Source organism: Corallococcus carmarthensis (assembly GCF_003611695.1).
In the GTDB taxonomy this organism is placed as follows: domain Bacteria; phylum Myxococcota; class Myxococcia; order Myxococcales; family Myxococcaceae; genus Corallococcus; species Corallococcus carmarthensis.
Genome location: NZ_RAWE01000008.1, coordinates 1 through 16516, shown reverse-complemented (window position 1 = coordinate 16516; position 16516 = coordinate 1). Strand labels below are relative to the sequence as shown.

Sequence of the window (16516 nt, the reverse complement as noted above, 5' to 3'; positions counted from 1 at the left end):
AAACCTTGTACACGGGAGGCTCCCGATGAAGGCATGGATCACAGGTGCGTTGACGGTGACCCTGGCGGCGGGGAGCGCGGGTGGCGCCTCGCCGGATCCGGAGCCGGTGGACGCGACGTTAAGCACCTCGAAGGGTGAGCGGATCCAGCTGGCCCACTGGCGTGGAAAACCCGTCATCCTCTTCTACGAGGACAAGGACTCCACGACACTCAACGCGCCGTTGAAGGCAGAGCTGTTCGCTCGGGGACGGGAGCGGGGCCTGCTCCAGAGCGCCTTCGTGGTCGCCATCGCCAATCTGGAAAAGTACGACTTCTTCCCCGCCCGGGAGATTGCCCTGTCGTACGTGCGCGACGAGGAGAAGAAGGCCGGCGTGCCCATCCTGGTGGACCTGAAGGGCACCCTGGGCCAGGCGCCTTGGAAGCTGCCCACCAAGACGTCCACGGTGATGCTGCTGGACGCGGCAGGCACGCCCGTCTTCCAGTACTCCGGCCGCATGAAGCCGGAGGACCAGGCCCGCTTCTTCACCACCCTGGGAGAGCTGGTGGGCCAGGACCTGACCGCAGGACGTGAGGCGGAGGCCCATCCATGAAGGTGGCCTGCACGGGCGCCAGCGGCTTCCTCGGTCCAGGCCTTGTCCAGGGTTTGTTGGAGGCCGGCCACACGGTGCACGTGCTCAGCCGGAACGTTGAACACGCGCTCGGCCGCCTGCCGGCCGGGGTGACGGGCTCCTTCTTCGACGGGAGCACCCCGCTGTCGCCGGACGCGCTGGCGGGGGCGGAGGGGGTGGTCCACCTGGCCGGGGAGCCGGTGGACCAACGTTGGACACACGAGGCGAAGCACCGCATCCACTACAGCCGCGTGGAGGGCACGCGCGTGCTGGTGGAGGCGATGAAGCAGGCCGGCTGCGTGCGTCACTTCGTCTGCGCGTCGGCGGTGGGCTTCTACGGCGGCGCGCGGGCGGGGCAGACGCTGACGGAGGAGGATCCGCCCGGCGACGACTTCCTCGCGCACGTGTGCCAGGCCTGGGAGGCGGAGGCCCTGCGCGCGGAAGAGGCGGGCCTCCGCACGGTGCGCCTGCGCATCGGCGTGGTGCTGCACCCGGCCGGTGGCGTGCTGCACCGGATGCTGCCGGTGTTCCGCATGGGCGCGGGCGCGAAGGTGGGCAACGGCCAGCAGTACGTCAGCTGGGTGCACCGCGAGGACCTCTTCCAGTTGATGCGCTTCGCGCTGGAGAACTTCACGCTGTCCGGCCCGGTGAACGCCACGTCGCCGGAGCCCGTCACCAACGCGACCTTCGCGCACACGCTGGGCGCGGTGCTGGAGCGGCCCGCGGCGCTGTCGGTGCCGGGGCTCGTCCTCAAGGCGCGCTTCGGAGAGATGGCGCGCGTGGCGCTGGAGGGCCAGCGGGTGATGCCCCGGCGCGCGCTGGAGTCGGGCTTCCAGTTCCGCTTTCCCGACCTGACCGGAGCGCTGCGCGACCTGCTGCCTTCCTGAGGTGTCCCGCCCGCGATGTCCGCGGGTGGACGCGGCCCGGGCATGGATCCGCTTCGCAGGGCATGGGTGCGTAGAGTGCGCGGCACGCATGGACGACACCCGGACACTGGAAGCCCGCGCGCGCAAAGAGGGCACGCCGCTCATCGACGGAGACACCGCCACCTTCGTGTGGAAGGGACCCCGCCAGGTCTTCCTCCAGGGGGACTTCCAGGACTGGCGCGGCAAGCCCCTGCCGCTGGAGCGCGTGGGCAAGGGACTGTGGGCGCGCTCGCTGGCGCTGCCCGAGGACGCCTACGTCGAGTACGCGCTCCAGGACGCCAAGGGCCGCCGCGTGCGCGACCCCCTCAACCCGCGCCGCTCCGACAACGGCTTCGGTGACTTCAACCACTGCTTCTGGATGCCGAAGGGTGAGCCCACGCCGCTGGGCCGGCGCATCCGGAACGTGCCCAGGGGCCGCGTGACGCGCCACCAGTTGGAGACGCACGAATGGGCCGTGGGCAAGAAGCGCGCGGTGGCCCTCTACGCGCCGCCCGTGAAAGGCCCCGTGCCCCTCATGGTGGTGCTGGACGGCGACGACTACCTCCAGCGCGTGCAGTTGCCCACGCTGGTGGAGAACCTGAGTGCGGCGGGCCGCATGCAGCCGGTGGCCATGGCCTTCGTGGCCAACGGCGGTCCGGCCCGCACCACCGAATACGCGTGCAGCGAGGCCACCGTGGCCTTCCTGGCGCAGCGCGTGCTGCCGCTGGCCCGCGAGCACCTGTCGCTGGTGGATGAACAGCGCACGCCGGGCGCGCACGCGGTGCTGGGCTCGTCCCTGGGCGGCCTGATGGCGCTCTACGCGGCCCAACGCCTGCCGCGCGTCTTCGGCCGCGTGCTGTCCCAGTCCGGCGCCTTCTCCATCGAAGGCACCGACATGGTCGTCTTCGACCTGGCCCGGCGCACCGGCCAGCCGCCCCTGCACGTCTGGATGGACTGCGGCCGCTTCGAAGGACTCCAGGACGGCAACCAGCGCCTGCTCCCCACCCTCCATGCGACCGGCCATCGCGTCACGTACCGGCCCTACAGCGGGGGCCATAATTACCCGGCGTGGCAGACCAGCCTCCCGGCCGGACTCGAAGAAATCTTCTCGCCCCCTGGGTGACGCGTCGCGGCGAAACGCTGGATTTCCGCCCGGGATGAAAGTCCCATGGATTCAAGGGCTTGGCCCGGGAGGAAGGCGGCCAAGGCCGGATGATCCAGGTTTGAGAGGGGCGTTTGACGCGGCAGGCGGGCGGCCGTGCGGGGGTTGTGGACTGGCAGGCCACGCAACCCTGGGGAAGGACGGACCGATAACAGATGTAGGTGCGCAACCCGGCGCGAGTACCGCGACGGGCTTTCCCCCGCTCCTGGAGTCCCCTCATGTCTCGCGTCGATGGTGGCAATCGCCCGTCCATTCCCCCGAAGCGCTCGGAGTTCGAGCGGTCCGAGCGGAGCGACGTCACGCGCGACGGCAAGACGGGGGCCCAGGGCCGGACGCCCGCCAACGCCAACGTGCGCTCGTTCCAGGGCCGCAGCGACTTCGAGCCCGCGCGCCCCGCCCCCGGGCGCCCCACGCCTTCGCAGACGCCGGCGGTGAAGGGTCCGCCCTCGCCCGCGGACGCGGAGTCCATTGCCCAGGCGGACATGGAGCTGGGCCTGCTGGAGCAGTTCCCGGACGCGGACGCGCAGAGCGGCATCGCGTCCGCCATGCTGCACGCGCACTCGGATGCGCCCGTGTCGCAGAACCGCATCGTGGAGCGGCTGAAGCAGGACGGCCGCCTGGAGTCGCTCTTCGGCGAGGTCTTCCGCGAGGACAACCCGTACGTGGAGCAGCCGCACAAGAACGCCATCGTGCGAGCGCTCGACACGGCGCTCTCCCGCGGCACGGTGACCGGCGACGACCTGCGCGCCTTCTCCCGTGGCACCTACGCCCAGGAGTGGCAGCAGATTGGCGCCGCGCTGGGTGACTCGCGCAAGTAGCCGGGCTCCGGGCTCCGAGCTTGGGGGCCCGGGGCCCCCACCGCTTCACGCTTCTTCACGCGCATGCCGGTTGCGCCTGAACGCGTGCACGCCAGGATGGGCCTCCCATGGTGGAAAGCCCGTTGCGCATCATCCTGTTCGTCCTCCTCGTCAGCGTCGCGTCGGTCTACGTCCACATCTACCTGTACCGGCGCCTCTTCCGCGACACGTCCACGAACCCCACCTGGCGCACCGCCGGCAAGGTGCTGCTGACGGCGCTGTGCCTGCCGCTGCTCCTGTCCTGGGTGGTGACGCGCGTGCTGCCCTCCGCGTTCATCGTCGCCGTGTTCGCGTGGACGTGGATGGGCGTGGCCGTGTACCTGCTGCTCTCGCTGGCGCTGCTGGGTGGGGTGCGCTGGCTCGTGGCCCGCACGCGCGGCCACCGGGGCGTCGCCGCGCCGCTCGCCACACCCGCGCCGGACCCCGCCGCGCCGCCGTCCCTGGCGGACCTGGCGGTCACCGTGCCGCCTCCGCCTCCCGCCGTGCCCCCGGTCCCTCCCGTGGACGAAGAGCGCCGGCGGTTCCTCGCGCGGGCCACCGCGGGCGGCGCGGTCCTGGCGGCGGGCGGCCTCACCGGCTACGGCATGTGGAGCGCGCTCCATCCGCCCGTGGTCAACGAGGTCGCGGTGCGGCTGCCCGGCCTGCCCAAGGCGCTGGACGGCTTCACCCTGGTCCACATGAGCGACATCCATGTAGGCCCCATCATCCAGCGGCGCTTCATGGACGAGCTGGTGCGGCGGGCCAACGCGCTCAAGCCGGACCTCGTCGCCATCACCGGCGACCTGGTGGACGGCACGGTGGACGACCTGCGCCACTCCGTCGCCGCGCTCCAGAACCTCCAGGCGCGCGCGGGCACGCACTTCATCACCGGCAACCACGAGTACTACTGGAACGCGAGCACGTGGGCGGACGCGCTCACCGGCCTGGGCGTCACCGTGTTGCGAAACCGTCACGTGACCATCGGTGACGCGGGCGGCGCGTTCGACCTGGTGGGCGTGGATGACTGGTCCATGCGCAGCGGCCCCAAGGGCTACAACCTGGACGCCGCCATCGCGGGCAGGAATCCCGGCCACGCGGCCGTGCTGCTCGCGCACCAGCCCTCCAACTGGGACGTCGCCGCGAAGGCGGGCATGGGCCTGCAACTGTCCGGGCATACCCACGGTGGACAGTTCTTCCCATTCACCGTCGCCGTCTCCACCATCTGGAAGCACGACGCCGGCCTCTTCCAGGAGGGCGACAATTCCCTCTATGTCAGCCGTGGCACCGGCTTCTGGGGCCCGCCCCTGCGCGTCGGCGCGCCATCCGAAATCGTTAAGGTGACGCTACTGGCAGTGTGAGGTGTAGATTTACCCGTAAATGGGCAAGGAACCAGCGAAGCGCGAAATCAAACAGGAGCGGGCCGCGCGAACGCGGGTCGAAATCCTGGAGGCTGCCATCACGTTGTTCGCCCGGCGGGGCTACCTGTCGACGACGATGTCGGACCTGGCGAAAGCCATCCGGATGACCCCGGGCGCGCTGTACTGGCACTTCCCCACCAAGGAAGACCTGCTGCTGGCGGCCATCGAGGAGCTGCACAACCGTTACCTGATGGAGTTCGCGCCGCTGCTGGCCGAGCGCCGCATCCTGTCCGGCCGGGAGCAGCTGGTGTTCGTGGTGTCGCGCACGTCGCAGTTCCTGCGCTACCACCGCGAATACGGCATCTTCTTCGGGATGCTGTCCGCCGAGTCCGCGGAGTCCAACGACCGCGTGGCGGAGGCGCTGCGCGAGAAGATCTCCCTCTACGTGGCGGTGCTGGCGGGGATGATCCGCTTCGGCCAGAAGCGGCAGGAGTTCCGCCAGGAGGTGGACCCGCTGCACATGGCCCACACGATGATGGGCGGCTACCTGGGCATCCTCCTGCACCACAACCTGTTCCGCGCCGCCGTGAACTACGACCCGCTGATGGCGTCGTTGGACCAGATCCTCTCTGGCGGCCTCCACGTGCGCGGCCCCCTGGGCTGACGCGCTGAATCCACCGGGCCGGGCGGCCCGGAACGAAAGACGCCCGGTCCCCCACGTGAGGGGACCGGGCGTTTTCATTTCCGGAAGGAGGCTTCAGCCCCCGCTCCCCCGGTGAGGGGAGCGGGGCCTGGAAGCGGGACTACGGCGTCTCGGTGGGGCTGCTCGACGCGTTCTGCGGCTGGCGCTCGGTACGGGGCAGGAAGTCCGACGCGTTGTTGTCGGAGTCCTCGCCGTTGCCCGCGAACTCATCCGCGCCGCCCACGCCCATGGTCGCGGCGGTGGACGACGTCCGGGCCTTGCGCTCGATGCTGCCACCCTTGCCCGCGGGCGCGGGGGCCGCGGCGCCTTCCACCACGGTGCGGCCGGTGCCGAAGCCCACGGTGTCCACCACGCCCGTGAGGGACGTGGGGTCCACCGTCACTGCCGCCGTGCCCAGGCGGACGTTGCCCGTGGAGCCAGAGATGTCCGTGTTGCCCCACGTGTGGTCCGCGGGAACCGTCGTCGTGGAGTAGCCGGAGGACGCGACCAGGTAGTAGCCGTGGGCCTTGATGGTCGCGGTGGGCAGCGTGGCCAGCACCGTGAAGTTCGTTGTCGTGCTGGTGGTGCTCGCCGTGCGGTAGAGCAGCTTCCAGCCGGTGATGGTCACGTCGGCGTTCGTCGGGTTGTACAGCTCGATGAAGTCGTCCGCGTTCACGGTGAGGCCCTGACCGGAGATCTCACTGATGACGACGTGGCCCAGGGGCGGGGCCACGGTGACGGCGGCCTGCTTCGTCACGCCCTGGTAGGACGCGGTGAGCTGGCCTTCGCCCGTCGTCTGCGTGGCGGTGAAGACGACGGTGGCGGTCGTCTGACCCTCCGGCACCGTCACCGTCGAGGCCGCCAGCGAGCCCAGCTCCGCGGGCGCGAACGTCACGTCCACGGCCGCGCCGCCCGCCGGGGCCTTGCGGTCCAGCGTGACGGTGAACGTCTGCGTCGTGCCCACCGTCACCGTCACCGTCTCCGGCGTGACGCTGGCGAGCTTCGCGGGCGGAGGCAGCACGGTCAGCGACGCCGACTGCGTGATGCCGTTGAGCGAGGCGGACACCGTGCCCGTCCCATCCCCGTCCGCGGCGGCGGTGAACGTCACCGTCGCCGTCGTCTCGCCCTCGCCCACCGTCACCGACGTGGCGGACAGCGCGCCGAAGGACGTGGCCTGCGAGGTCAGCGCCAGCAGCACCTGCACGGGCGCCGCCGGAGCGGACTCCAGCGTCACCGTGAACACCTGGGACGCGCCCGCGTTCACCGTCGCGGTGGACGGGGTGAGCGACACCAGCCGGGGCACGCCCGTGACGACGTTCACCGTCGCGCTCAGCGTGCCCAGCGTCACCGTGCCGGAGCCGGTGCTGGCCTCGTCCACGGTCAGGTCGAAGGTGGCCGTCAGCGCGTCGGTCGTCACGGCCTGGGCCGTGATGGTGCCGAAGCCCGCGGGCGTCACGACCGGCTCCAGCGTCGTCCCCGCCGGCACCGGCCGGTCGAACGTCACCGTGAAGCGCGCCGTGCCGCCCGGCGCCACGTCCTGCGTCGCCGGGGTGAGGTTCGTGGCGGTGGCCGCCTCGTTCGTCCCCAGCACGCGCAGCGTGGCCATCTGCGAGGACGTGCCCAGCGTCGCGGTGAGCTCCACGGAGGCCGCCTGCGCGTTGGCCTCCAGCGCCACCGTGGCGCTGGTCTGGCCCGCGGGAATCACCACCTGCCCGCCCTTCGCGCTCAGCGCCGCCGCGTCACCCGACGTGATGGTCACCGTGACGTCCACCGGGTAGGCGTTCGCCATCGTGACGGTGAGGGGCTGCGGGATGGCCTGGGTTCCGCCCACGCGCACGAAGCCGCCGGACGTGAACGCCGTCAGCGCCGGCAGGGGCGGCAGCGGGATGACCATGTCGGCCGCGCTCCGGGGCAGCAGCTTGTGGTCGCTGAAGGTGAACGTGAGCACGCCGCGCAGCGCGGTGTACTCCGTGCCCAGCACCTGCGTGGGGTAGCCGAAGGCCTGGTCATCCACCATGAGGCCCGTGGCCGCCGGGTCGCCGGCCTTGTTCTCGTCCACGATGAACTCGCGGTTGGTGTTCTCCAGGCGGGTGTTGAAGACGTTGCGGACCTCCACCAGCGCGCCCTCCAGCGCCTTCGCCTGCGGGCCGCCGGTGCGGATGGCCTCCGTGCGCACCACCACCGGCGCCGGCAGCGGGTTGGACGCGCTGTGCTTCGTCACCTTGGCGTCCGTCACCTCCAGCAGGCTGAAGTAGTCCTTCAGCGTGCCTTCGACGCGGATGTTGTCGCCCACCGCGACATCGGCCTTGGGGCTGTAGATGAAGAGGCCGGAGTTCTCCGCGCCCTTGCCCGCCGGGTAGTTCGCCACCTGCACCCAGTAGCCATTGGCCGCCTTCGCATCCACCGCGGTCACCACCACGTCATCCACCGCGATCTTCACGCCCACCAGTGACTGGCCGCCGGAGCGGGGCGTCGTCTTCACGTCGTAGACGGTGGTGGGGCACGCGGCGCCAGCGGGGTTGGGCGCCGGGCACGGGTCGCACGCGTCACCCACGCCGTCGCCGTCCGCGTCCTTCTGGTCCACGTTGACCACCAGCGGGCAGTTGTCCGTGGGGGCGGTGATGCCGTCGTAGTCGAAGTCGGACGGGTCCTGGGCCGCGCACGTGGTCGCGTCCGCCGGGCAGCCGTCGCACACGTCACCCTTGCCGTCGGCGTCGGTGTCCTTCTGGTCCGCGTTGGCCACGAAGGGGCAGTTGTCCTTCCAGGTGGCCACGCCGTCGTGGTCGTCGTCGTCGCCGCGGAAGGCCACGCACGCCGTGGTGCCCGCCTCCAGGGGGCACGGGTCGCACGCGTCACCCACGCCGTCGCCGTCCGTGTCCAGCTGCCGCCCGTTGTCCATGGGGCGCACGGGGTTGAAGATGGTGGGGCAGATGTCGCTCGCGTCCGGGATGCCGTCCGCGTCCGCGTCCTCCGCGCTCGAAACGCCCGTGTAGACGGTGGAGCCGTTGACGGCGGCCACCGGGAAGCTGGTGTTCACCGCGCTGCGCGCAGGCTCGCACGTGGGCTCGTTGGCGGGGGTGCCGCACGAGAACAGCGGGTAGAGGCCCTGGGTGTCCGGGGAGGTCTGGAACTCCGCCAGCGTCTTGCCAATCTCCGACTTCACGCACGCGGCCTTCTGGGTGCCGCACACGTCCAGCGCGTCGCAGGTGTCCGTGCCCTTGAGGCCGTCCACCAGCGCCTGGTCGCCGTAGAGCGGCTTGCCGCCGCGCACCGTCAGCACCACGTCCTGCGGCTGTGCGGCGATGACCGCGCGGAACGGCGAGGCCGCGTTCGTCCCCACCCGGAAGATGGCCAGGTCCGCCACCTTGCCCGGCGCGATGCGGCCCACGCGCTCATAGATGTCCACCACGTCCGCGGCGCTGCCCGTGACCATGCGCCACAGGTCCTCGTCGGTGAAGGACTTCGCGTAGCGCGTGGTGTTGAGGTGGTCCGCGCAAGCCAGCTCGCGCAGGATGTTCATGGAGCCGGAGCGGATCCAGTCCGTGCCCAGGGAGATGGACACGCCCAGCCGCTTGAAGGCCGTCACCATCGCCGTGTCGCCGTACAGCGAGATGTTGGAGCGCGGCGACCAGACGAGGCCCGTGCCGTGCGCCGCCATCTCCGAGATCTCCTTCGCCGTCAGACCCACGCCGTGGATGATGGACGAGCGCGGGTACAGCACGTTGCCCGCCCCCGCGGACAGGCAGCGGAACTCGTTCTGCGCCGTGGCCGCGATGCCCTCCGCGATGTGCGGCAGGTACGCGGACGTGCGCCCGGTGATGGTCGCGGAGGACGGGAACGACGAATAGGAGCAGCTGTCCGTCAGCGTGGTGCCGCTGCTGTCGCCCAGCGGGAAGGTGTCCGAGTCCGCGTACGGCTCCGACAGGCCCTCCTGCTGCGCGGTGGCGGACACGTCCATGTTGCGCAGGAACCCCGCCTGCCCGCCCGCGCCCGCGATGGAGGTGGTGCCCGCCATCACCTGGCGCAGCTCCGACCAGCGGATCGCGTCCGCCTTCGTGTTGGCCGGGTTGTTCAGCCGGGTGTGCTTGTTGTTGCCCGTGCGCCAGTCGTGGCGGTGCTCGTAGCGCTCCACGCTGGTGCTGGCCTGGGGCGCGCCCGGGTAGGTGATGTGGTCGTGCGGGTTGATGAGGCCCGGGGAGATGACACCCGTGGGGCACGTCACCACCGTGGCCTCCGCGGCGCCGGCCGCCTGCGAGCAGTCACACGCGGAGCAGGTGATGACGCCCTGGGCGTCCACCAGCACCTGGCCGCCCACCAGCGTCTGGCCATCCGTGAGGACGATGCCGGTGAAGAGCTTGCCCGCCGTGCCCGCCTTCGTCACCTCGCAGGTGGCGCCGTTCGCCAGCGGCGCGGGAGGGGTGGCCCAACACTGCACCGTCTGGGTGGGGGTGACGGTACAGTCCGCCTCGCACCCGTCGCCGCTCACCGTGTTGCCGTCGTCACACGCCTCGGTGGCCGCCTTCTGGCCATCGCCACACTTCGCGGAAGGCAGCGTGCAGTTCGCCTCGCACGCGTCGCCGCCGGTGGTGTTGCCGTCATCGCATTGCTCGGCGCCTTCCTTCTTTCCGTCTCCGCAGACCGCGCGAACTTCTGGATCATCGGATCCACAGGCACTGCCCAACAAAAGGACCGCGCCCAGGGCGGCCAGCAATAAACGGGAGCTGCGCATGAAGCCTCCTGCCCGAAGGCAGAGCCGTGAAAAGAAGAGACGGTGTGGCGTGAAAGCCCCCCGTGCCTCGCACGCCGCGTAGCCCGGGGGTGCAACATTTCAGCGATACCTGACCCGCGAAGTCCACTTCATGGGGCTCCAAAGGTCCGCCGTGTCGCGGCAGGTATGGTAGGAACACACCCAACGTGTGGGGGAGCAGGCGGATGACGCGTCCTGCCACGTTCTAGAGTGGGGGGACATGATTACCCGGAATCCATCGAGCACCGTGTCGCGCTTCCTGGACGCGCACCTGCGCCGTGACGCGCAGGCGCGTGAGCTGTCGGTGGCGCGCTTCATGAGCATCCTGTCCGCCCTCTGCGTGGTGGTGGCCGCGGCGCTGGGCCCGGCCATGGGCTGGGACCTGACGTTGGCGCTGATGGGGCTGTCGGCGGTGCTGTCGGGCTACTACGGCTGCATGTGGTGGGTGCTGCGCTCCGGCGCGTTCCACCCGGCCATCCCGTGGCTCAACGTCTTCATCGAGGTGAGCATCCCAGCGGTGGTGCTGGCGTTCGACCTGCACTTCAAGGGCCCCGTCTACGCGCTCACCGCGCCCACGCTGGTCATCTGGGGCACGCTGGTGACGCTGGCGGGCCTGCGCAGCAACCCGCGCCTGGGGCTGGCCGCGGGCGCGCTGGTGGCGGCGGAGTACCTGACGCTCTACTTCGGCTTCGTGCGGCCGCTGCTGCCGGAGAACCCGCTCGTCACGCTGGCGCCGCTGTTCATCTGCGTGCGCGCGTTCTTCTTCGTGGCCACGGGCGCGCTGACGGCGACGCTGGCGCGGCACTTCCTGGAGCGCACGCGGAGCGCGCTCGCGGCGCTGCGTGAGCAGGAGGTCATGGGCAAGTACGTGCTGCACGAGCGGCTGGGCGCGGGCGGCATGGCGGAGGTGTACCGGGCCACGTATTCGCCGGAGGGCGGCTTCGAGAAGCAGGTGGCCCTGAAGCGCATCCTGCCGTCGTACGCGGACGACGCGGCGTTCGTGACGATGTTCCGCCGCGAGGCGGAGCTGTGCTCGTCGCTCTACCACCCCAACATCGTCCAGGTGTTCGACCTGGGCCGCCACGGCGGCACCTACTTCCTGGCGATGGAGTACGTGGACGGCCTGCCCTTGAGCGCCCTGCTCAGGCCGCGCAACCGCCGGCCGCTGCCCCTGGCCGCGGCGACGTTCCTGGCCGCGGAGCTGGCGTCCGCGCTGGACTACCTGCACCGTCGGACCAGCGCGGACGGCGTCCCGCTCCAACTGGTCCACCGCGACTTGAACCCGCCCAACATCCTGGTGTCGCGCATTGGCGAGGTGAAGCTGTCGGACTTCGGCATCGCGCGCGACGCGGTCCGCGCGAACATCACGGTGGCCGGCAGCGTGCGCGGCAAGCTGGGCTACATGGCGCCGGAGCAGGCCATGGGCAAGGACATCGACGGGCGCGCGGACCTCTTCGCCCTGGGGCTCACGCTGCACGAGGCCCTCACCGGCCAGCGCGCGCTGAGTGGCCACTCGGAGGAGGTGCTGCTGCGCGCGGCGGTGGACCAGGAGGTCGTCCTGCCCTCGCAGCTCAACCCCGCGGTGCCGCTGGCGCTGGACCTCATCGTCATGTCGCTGCTCCAGAAGGATCCGCAGAAGCGCACGCCCAACGGCGCGGCGCTGCGTCAGCAACTGCTGGCGCTGGAGGGCCCCGCGGCGCCCTTCCCCCACGGCCAGGCGGAGCTGGGACGGGTGGCGCGCGAGGCGAAGGCGCTGGCCGAGCAGCTGACGAAGGAGACCGTGGAGACGGCGGCCGTGGGGAAGTCGCCCGTGGCACGGTCGGCCTGACGCGGGGCGCGCTGCAAGGGGCGGAGGAGCGCGTTAGAACGCGGCGCGTTTCCTCCTTCTGGAGCCCGCCGCCTTGGACATCGCCGTCATCACCTACGCCGGACTGCCGCAGCTCCACCCGCTGGACGCGCCGCTGGTGCCCGCGCTGCGGGCGCTGGGCCTGGATGCGCGGCCGGTCATCTGGGACGACCCGGCCGTGGACTGGAGCCGCGTGCGCGCGGCGGTGGTGCGCAACGCCTGGGACAGCCACCTGCGCCGCGAGGAGTTCCTCGCCTGGGCGGACCGCGTGGCCAGCGTCACGCGGCTGTTCAACCCGGCGGACGTGCTCCGGTGGAACACGCACAAGGGCTACCTGAAGACGCTGGAGGCGCGCGGCCTGCCGCTGACGCCCACCGTCTGGGTGCCGCCCGGGGGGACGCTGGACGTGGCGGCGACGGCGCGCGAGCGCGGCTGGGACGCGGTGGTGCTCAAGCCCGCGGTGGCGGCGGGCGGGCTCAAGGTCTTCATCGTTCGGCGCGAGCAGTGGGACGACGCGAGCGCGAAGGTGGCGGAGCTGGCGAAGGAGGGGGACGTGATGGTGCAGCCCTACCTGCGCGCCTTCGAGACGGAGGGCGAGCGTTCGTACATCTTCTTCAACGGCGCCTTCAGCCATGCGGTGCGCCGCCCGCCCACGCTGTCCACCGCGCCCCGGGGCTTCGCGGAGCCGCACGGCTTCACGCCGGACAACGCGGCGGAGCAGCAGGTGGCGCACGAGGTGATGGAGGCGTGCGGGGGCGCGCGGCTCTTGTATGCGCGCGTGGACGTGGCCACGGACAACGAGGGGCGTACGCGGTTGCAGGAGGTGGAGGTGACGGAGCCGAGCCTCTTCCTGCTCATGGACGCGGGCGCGCCGGAGCGGATGGCGAAGGCCCTGGTTGCCCGGTTGTAGCCTTTCGCTCCGGGCCATTCGCCCACTCGTGGACACCTGGAAGGCCATCAGGGCGACGCGGAAGCGGCGGATGGGGTTATGAATGGGCCATGCGAGCCCTGTTGCTCTCGCTGCTCATCCGGCAGCACATGGCACTCCAGGAGAAGTTCAACGCCAAGTACCCGCACGCGTGGCTGGTGTGGGAGGCGGGCGCGTGGAACGTCCCCGAGGAGCAGAACGTGGCGGCCACGCGGCTGCCCATGATGGACCTGCGCGACTGCCTGCCCGCGGGCGACGCGCTGTGCTTCGAGCTGATGGGGGTGGCGGACCGAGGCCCCCTCAAGCTGGGGCGCGCGTCGCACAACACCTTCGTGGTCAACGACGCCACGGTGTCGCGCGAGCAGTTCGCCCTGCACCCCACGCCGGATGGCGGCTGGAAGGTGGAGCGGCTGGCGCAGTCCCGGCCGGTGACGGTGAACGGCGAGCCGCTGGAGGCCGAACAGCCGCGACCGCTGCGCACGGGCGACGAGTTGAAGGTGGGCGACGTGCGCCTCACCTTCCACGACGCCGCGTCGTTCCACGCGCGCATCGGCCGCATCGCCGCGCAGGTGCTGGCACAGGCCGCCGCACCGCCACCGCCGCGCTGAAAACAGCCGTCGTGGCGCCGGGCACGCGCCGCTTCCGCCGCTGAGGCGCGCCGCGCGGAGGCTGGCGCACGCCGAGCTCCGCCACCGCGCTGATGCAACCGTGGTGGCGCCGAGCACGTGCCGCATCCACCGGTGAGGCGCGCCGCGTGGAGGCTGGCGCGCGCCGAGCTCCGCTACCGCGATGAAGCAGCCGTGGTGGCGCCGGGCACGCGCCGCTTCCGCCGCTGAGACGCGCCGCGCGGAGGCTGGCGCACGCCGACATGCTCCGCCACCGCGCTGAAGCAGCCGTGGTGGCGCTGGGCTCGCGCCGCATCCGCCGCCACGGAAGCGCCGGGCGCGGCGCCTACCGCCCCACGGTGCCGAGCGTCGTGTCCCGCGGATCCGGCGCCGTGGCCATCCACACCGCGCCGCCCGCGAGCAGCGCCACCGCGCCCACGCCCGCCCAGACGTACCAGCGGCGCGTCCACGGCTTGGAGGCACCGGCCTCCGTCTTCACGGACGCGTCCGGCACCTGCATGGCCAGGGCCTCGGAGGCCCCGTTCTTCTGTGGCGCGGCGGTGGGGCTCCCGGTGGCGAGCTTCGACTCGTTCGCGCGCGCCTCCGCCAGGGCGGCCTGCTCCCGCGCCCGCTGCAGCTCGCGGTCCCTCGCGAAGCGCTCGCGCTCCCGGCGCTGCTCGTCCTGGACGCGCGCCTTCGTGTCCATCTCCGCGATGAGCTCGCGCACCACGTCCGCGTTCGCCGGCTCCCCCTGCGACAGCGACAGGTAGCGCCGGTAGAAGAAGGCCGCGCGCGACGGGTTGTTCAGCTGCCGGTGGCACTGCGCGATGTTGAAGAGGAACGCGGGCAGCGGCTTGAGGCGGTACGCCTCGCTGAAGGCCTTGAGCGCCCGGTCGAACTCACCCAGGTCATAGGCCAGGTTGCCCTCGGAGAACTTCTCCCTCGCCTGGTCCTCCGCGGCGGTGGCCGTCGCCTCCGCCGCCACCGCGGGGAACGGCGTCCCCAGCGCGAGCGCGAGCGCCAGGCTCAGGGCCTTGGGCTCACGGCGACGCGAACGGATCAATGACCGCATCCCGGCTTCCTCCCTTGCGGCCCGGCGTGCGTGCGGGGGCGCGGCGCGGCCCCGCGCTCGCCTTCACGAGCGGCACGGTCAGCTCTGCGGCGGCGGCATCCTGCTTCAGGTCCACCGCCCGCTCCAGCGGAACGTAGCCCGCCAGCTCCACGCGCAGCTGCGGCGGCACCGCCTGCCTGCTCAGCGCCTTCGTCAGCGGCGTGGTGCCCAATTCCTCGCCGGTGTCCACGCGAACCACCTTCGCGCCCGGCGGCGACGAGTGCACCGTGAGCGTCACCGCGTCCATCGCGCCTGGCACCGGCGTCTGCGCGGCGGACGCCACCGCCACCGGAGCCTGCGCCGTCTGGGAGGCGCGCATCGATTGCAGGCCCTTCCACGTCGTGATGCCGGACACCAGCGCGAGCGCCGCCAGCCCCACCGACATCTGGAGCCGCCGGCTGCGCAAGAGGCCCGGCACGCGCATGCGCAGGGTGGGCCGCTCCGCCTCCTCCAGCAGCACTTCCGTGCGCGCGGGCGCGGCCGGCGCGGTGGGCATCAGCAGGAGCGACGTGGTGACCTCCGCCAGCTGCTGGGGCCGGGACTCCGGCTCCTTCGCCAGGCAGCGCATCACCAGCTCCGCCAGCTCCGGCGGCACCCGCTCGCCCGACGGCAGGTGCGAGGGCAGCGCCGGCGGCGGCTGGGTGATGATCTGCACCACCAGCTGCCCGAAGGCCGTCGCCTGGAACGGCGGATGGCCGGAGAGCATCTCGTAGAGGATGTTGCCCACCGCGTAGATGTCCGCGCGCGCGTCCACCGGCAGCCCCGCGGCCTGCTCCGGCGCCATGTACGCCGGCGTGCCGATGATGGTCCCGTCCAGCGTGCCCGTGAGGCTCACGCCCGTCTGCGTGGTGATGAGCTTGGCGACGCCGAAGTCCAACACCTTCACGAAGTCCGGCTGCCCGGAGCGCTGCGTGATGAAGAGGTTGTCCGGCTTGATGTCCCGGTGCACCACGCCCACCTGATGGGCCGCGCCCAGCGCCGCGCACACCTGCACGCCCATGCGCTGCACGCGCTCCAGCGTCAGCCCCTCGTCCTTCAGGAGCGCCGCCAGGCTCTGCCCGCGCAACAGCTCCATCACGCAGTAGACGTGCCCGTCGGGCGAATCGTCCACGAAGTCGAAGACCTCCACGATGTGCTCGTGGTTGATCTGATTGACGGTGCGCGCCTCCTGGAAGAAGCGCTGCACGAACGAGCTGTCCCGCGCGTGCTCCGGCTTGAGCACCTTGAGCGCCACCTGGCGCCCCAGCCGCACGTGCCGCGCCTGGAAGACCCGGCCCATGGAGCCTTCGCCCAGCAGCTTCTCCAGCTGGTAGTTGCCCAGCACCGTGCCTTCCTGGACCTCCTGTCCAGGCGGCGACATCACGACGGGCGCTCCGCCACCGTCGGTCACGGCGCCACCCGAGTCAGAGAGGACTGTGTGAGCGAGGAGGTCGTCGGTGCCCATGGGAGGATCAGGTTTCCATGGCGAGGCGACCCTGCAACCCATGGGAGGGCATCTATCGCCCGCACGACGGGAAAACTTTCGCCACGTGACGATTCACCGGTCGTGCGGCGCATGGACAGATGGCATGTGCGGCGAACGCGCACCTCCCGTCCACGGACATTGAAATACTTCTCCATACAGCCCACTCCCGTCCTGTTCCCCCGGCCAACGATGGTCGCCGCTTGGATGCGGTTGGTCAACGTGGGCGGAGGTCGTCAGCACCGGGGGGCACGCAGAGTGTTCCCG

General features: G+C 71.3%; 12 protein-coding genes. 9 read left to right on the top strand and 3 right to left on the bottom strand.

Features of this window, described 5'->3' with window-relative positions:
• Positions 1-25 precede the first annotated feature (25 nt).
• The 6 genes from D7X32_RS03785 (at position 26) to D7X32_RS03760 (ending at position 5532) form a co-directional block, all read left to right on the top strand.
• Positions 26-589 carry a peroxiredoxin family protein gene (locus D7X32_RS03785; protein ID WP_244238833.1) on the top strand — a complete coding sequence of 188 codons (564 nt, stop codon included), beginning with the start codon at positions 26-28 and terminating at the stop codon, positions 587-589.
• On the top strand, positions 586-1494 hold the full coding sequence (locus D7X32_RS03780) for a TIGR01777 family oxidoreductase (RefSeq protein WP_120601121.1): 909 nt from the start codon (positions 586-588) through the stop codon (positions 1492-1494). Before D7X32_RS03785 ends, D7X32_RS03780 begins: the two co-directional genes overlap by 4 nt.
• An 88-nt stretch (positions 1495-1582) precedes the next feature.
• On the top strand, positions 1583-2635 hold the full coding sequence (locus D7X32_RS03775; protein WP_120601120.1) for an alpha/beta hydrolase-fold protein: 1053 nt from the start codon (positions 1583-1585) through the stop codon (positions 2633-2635).
• Positions 2636-2892: 257 nt separating this feature from the next.
• Positions 2893-3492 (top strand): hypothetical protein, encoded by a 600-nt coding sequence (locus tag D7X32_RS03770; RefSeq protein WP_120601119.1) that lies wholly within the window; start codon positions 2893-2895, stop codon positions 3490-3492.
• 107 nt (positions 3493-3599) lie between these two features.
• On the top strand, positions 3600-4868 hold the full coding sequence (locus D7X32_RS03765) for a metallophosphoesterase (protein WP_120601118.1): 1269 nt from the start codon (positions 3600-3602) through the stop codon (positions 4866-4868).
• Between the two features lie 19 nt (positions 4869-4887).
• Positions 4888-5532: a TetR/AcrR family transcriptional regulator gene (locus D7X32_RS03760; RefSeq protein WP_120601117.1), complete on the top strand. Its 645-nt coding sequence runs from the start codon at positions 4888-4890 to the stop codon at positions 5530-5532.
• A gap of 139 nt (positions 5533-5671) precedes the next feature.
• On the opposite strand, the gene D7X32_RS03755 is transcribed toward D7X32_RS03760, so the two are convergent.
• Positions 5672-10279: an amidohydrolase family protein gene (locus D7X32_RS03755; RefSeq protein ID WP_120601116.1), complete on the bottom strand. Its 4608-nt coding sequence runs from the start codon at positions 10277-10279 to the stop codon at positions 5672-5674.
• A gap of 238 nt (positions 10280-10517) precedes the next feature.
• On the opposite strand from D7X32_RS03755, the gene D7X32_RS03750 reads away from it, so the two are divergent.
• The 3 genes from D7X32_RS03750 (at position 10518) to D7X32_RS03740 (ending at position 13679) form a co-directional block, all read left to right on the top strand.
• Positions 10518-12125 (top strand): serine/threonine-protein kinase, encoded by a 1608-nt coding sequence (locus D7X32_RS03750; protein WP_120601115.1) that lies wholly within the window; start codon positions 10518-10520, stop codon positions 12123-12125.
• Positions 12126-12198: 73 nt separating this feature from the next.
• Positions 12199-13053, top strand: coding sequence for an ATP-grasp domain-containing protein (locus D7X32_RS03745; protein WP_120601114.1), 855 nt, complete (start codon positions 12199-12201; stop codon positions 13051-13053).
• 89 nt (positions 13054-13142) lie between these two features.
• Complete coding sequence (locus D7X32_RS03740) at positions 13143-13679, top strand: FHA domain-containing protein (protein ID WP_120601113.1); 537 nt, start codon at positions 13143-13145, stop codon at positions 13677-13679.
• Between the two features lie 343 nt (positions 13680-14022).
• Here the strand turns inward: D7X32_RS03740 and D7X32_RS03735 are convergent, their stop codons facing one another.
• Together D7X32_RS03735 and D7X32_RS03730 are read right to left on the bottom strand one after the other, a co-directional pair.
• On the bottom strand, positions 14023-14748 hold the full coding sequence (locus D7X32_RS03735; protein ID WP_120601190.1) for a tetratricopeptide repeat protein: 726 nt from the start codon (positions 14746-14748) through the stop codon (positions 14023-14025).
• Positions 14717-16231, bottom strand: a complete 1515-nt coding sequence (locus tag D7X32_RS03730; RefSeq protein ID WP_120601112.1) for a serine/threonine-protein kinase — start codon at positions 16229-16231, stop codon at positions 14717-14719. Before D7X32_RS03730 ends, D7X32_RS03735 begins: the two co-directional genes overlap by 32 nt.
• Positions 16232-16516 lie beyond the last annotated feature (285 nt).

Bases quoted from the DNA above. Each gene is read 5' to 3' on its own strand.
- D7X32_RS03730 (WP_120601112.1), bottom strand. From the start codon at position 16,231: ATGGGCACCGACGACCTCCTCGCTCACACAGTCCTCTCTGACTCGGGT.
- D7X32_RS03755 (WP_120601116.1), bottom strand. From the start codon at position 10,279: ATGCGCAGCTCCCGTTTATTGCTGGCCGCCCTGGGCGCGGTCCTTTTG.
- D7X32_RS03775 (WP_120601120.1), top strand. From the start codon at position 1,583: ATGGACGACACCCGGACACTGGAAGCCCGCGCGCGCAAAGAGGGCACG.
- D7X32_RS03760 (WP_120601117.1), top strand. From the start codon at position 4,888: ATGGGCAAGGAACCAGCGAAGCGCGAAATCAAACAGGAGCGGGCCGCG.
- D7X32_RS03765 (WP_120601118.1), top strand. From the start codon at position 3,600: ATGGTGGAAAGCCCGTTGCGCATCATCCTGTTCGTCCTCCTCGTCAGC.
- D7X32_RS03740 (WP_120601113.1), top strand. From the start codon at position 13,143: ATGCGAGCCCTGTTGCTCTCGCTGCTCATCCGGCAGCACATGGCACTC.
- D7X32_RS03770 (WP_120601119.1), top strand. From the start codon at position 2,893: ATGTCTCGCGTCGATGGTGGCAATCGCCCGTCCATTCCCCCGAAGCGC.
- D7X32_RS03780 (WP_120601121.1), top strand. From the start codon at position 586: ATGAAGGTGGCCTGCACGGGCGCCAGCGGCTTCCTCGGTCCAGGCCTT.
- D7X32_RS03750 (WP_120601115.1), top strand. From the start codon at position 10,518: ATGATTACCCGGAATCCATCGAGCACCGTGTCGCGCTTCCTGGACGCG.
- D7X32_RS03735 (WP_120601190.1), bottom strand. From the start codon at position 14,748: ATGCGGTCATTGATCCGTTCGCGTCGCCGTGAGCCCAAGGCCCTGAGC.
- D7X32_RS03785 (WP_244238833.1), top strand. From the start codon at position 26: ATGAAGGCATGGATCACAGGTGCGTTGACGGTGACCCTGGCGGCGGGG.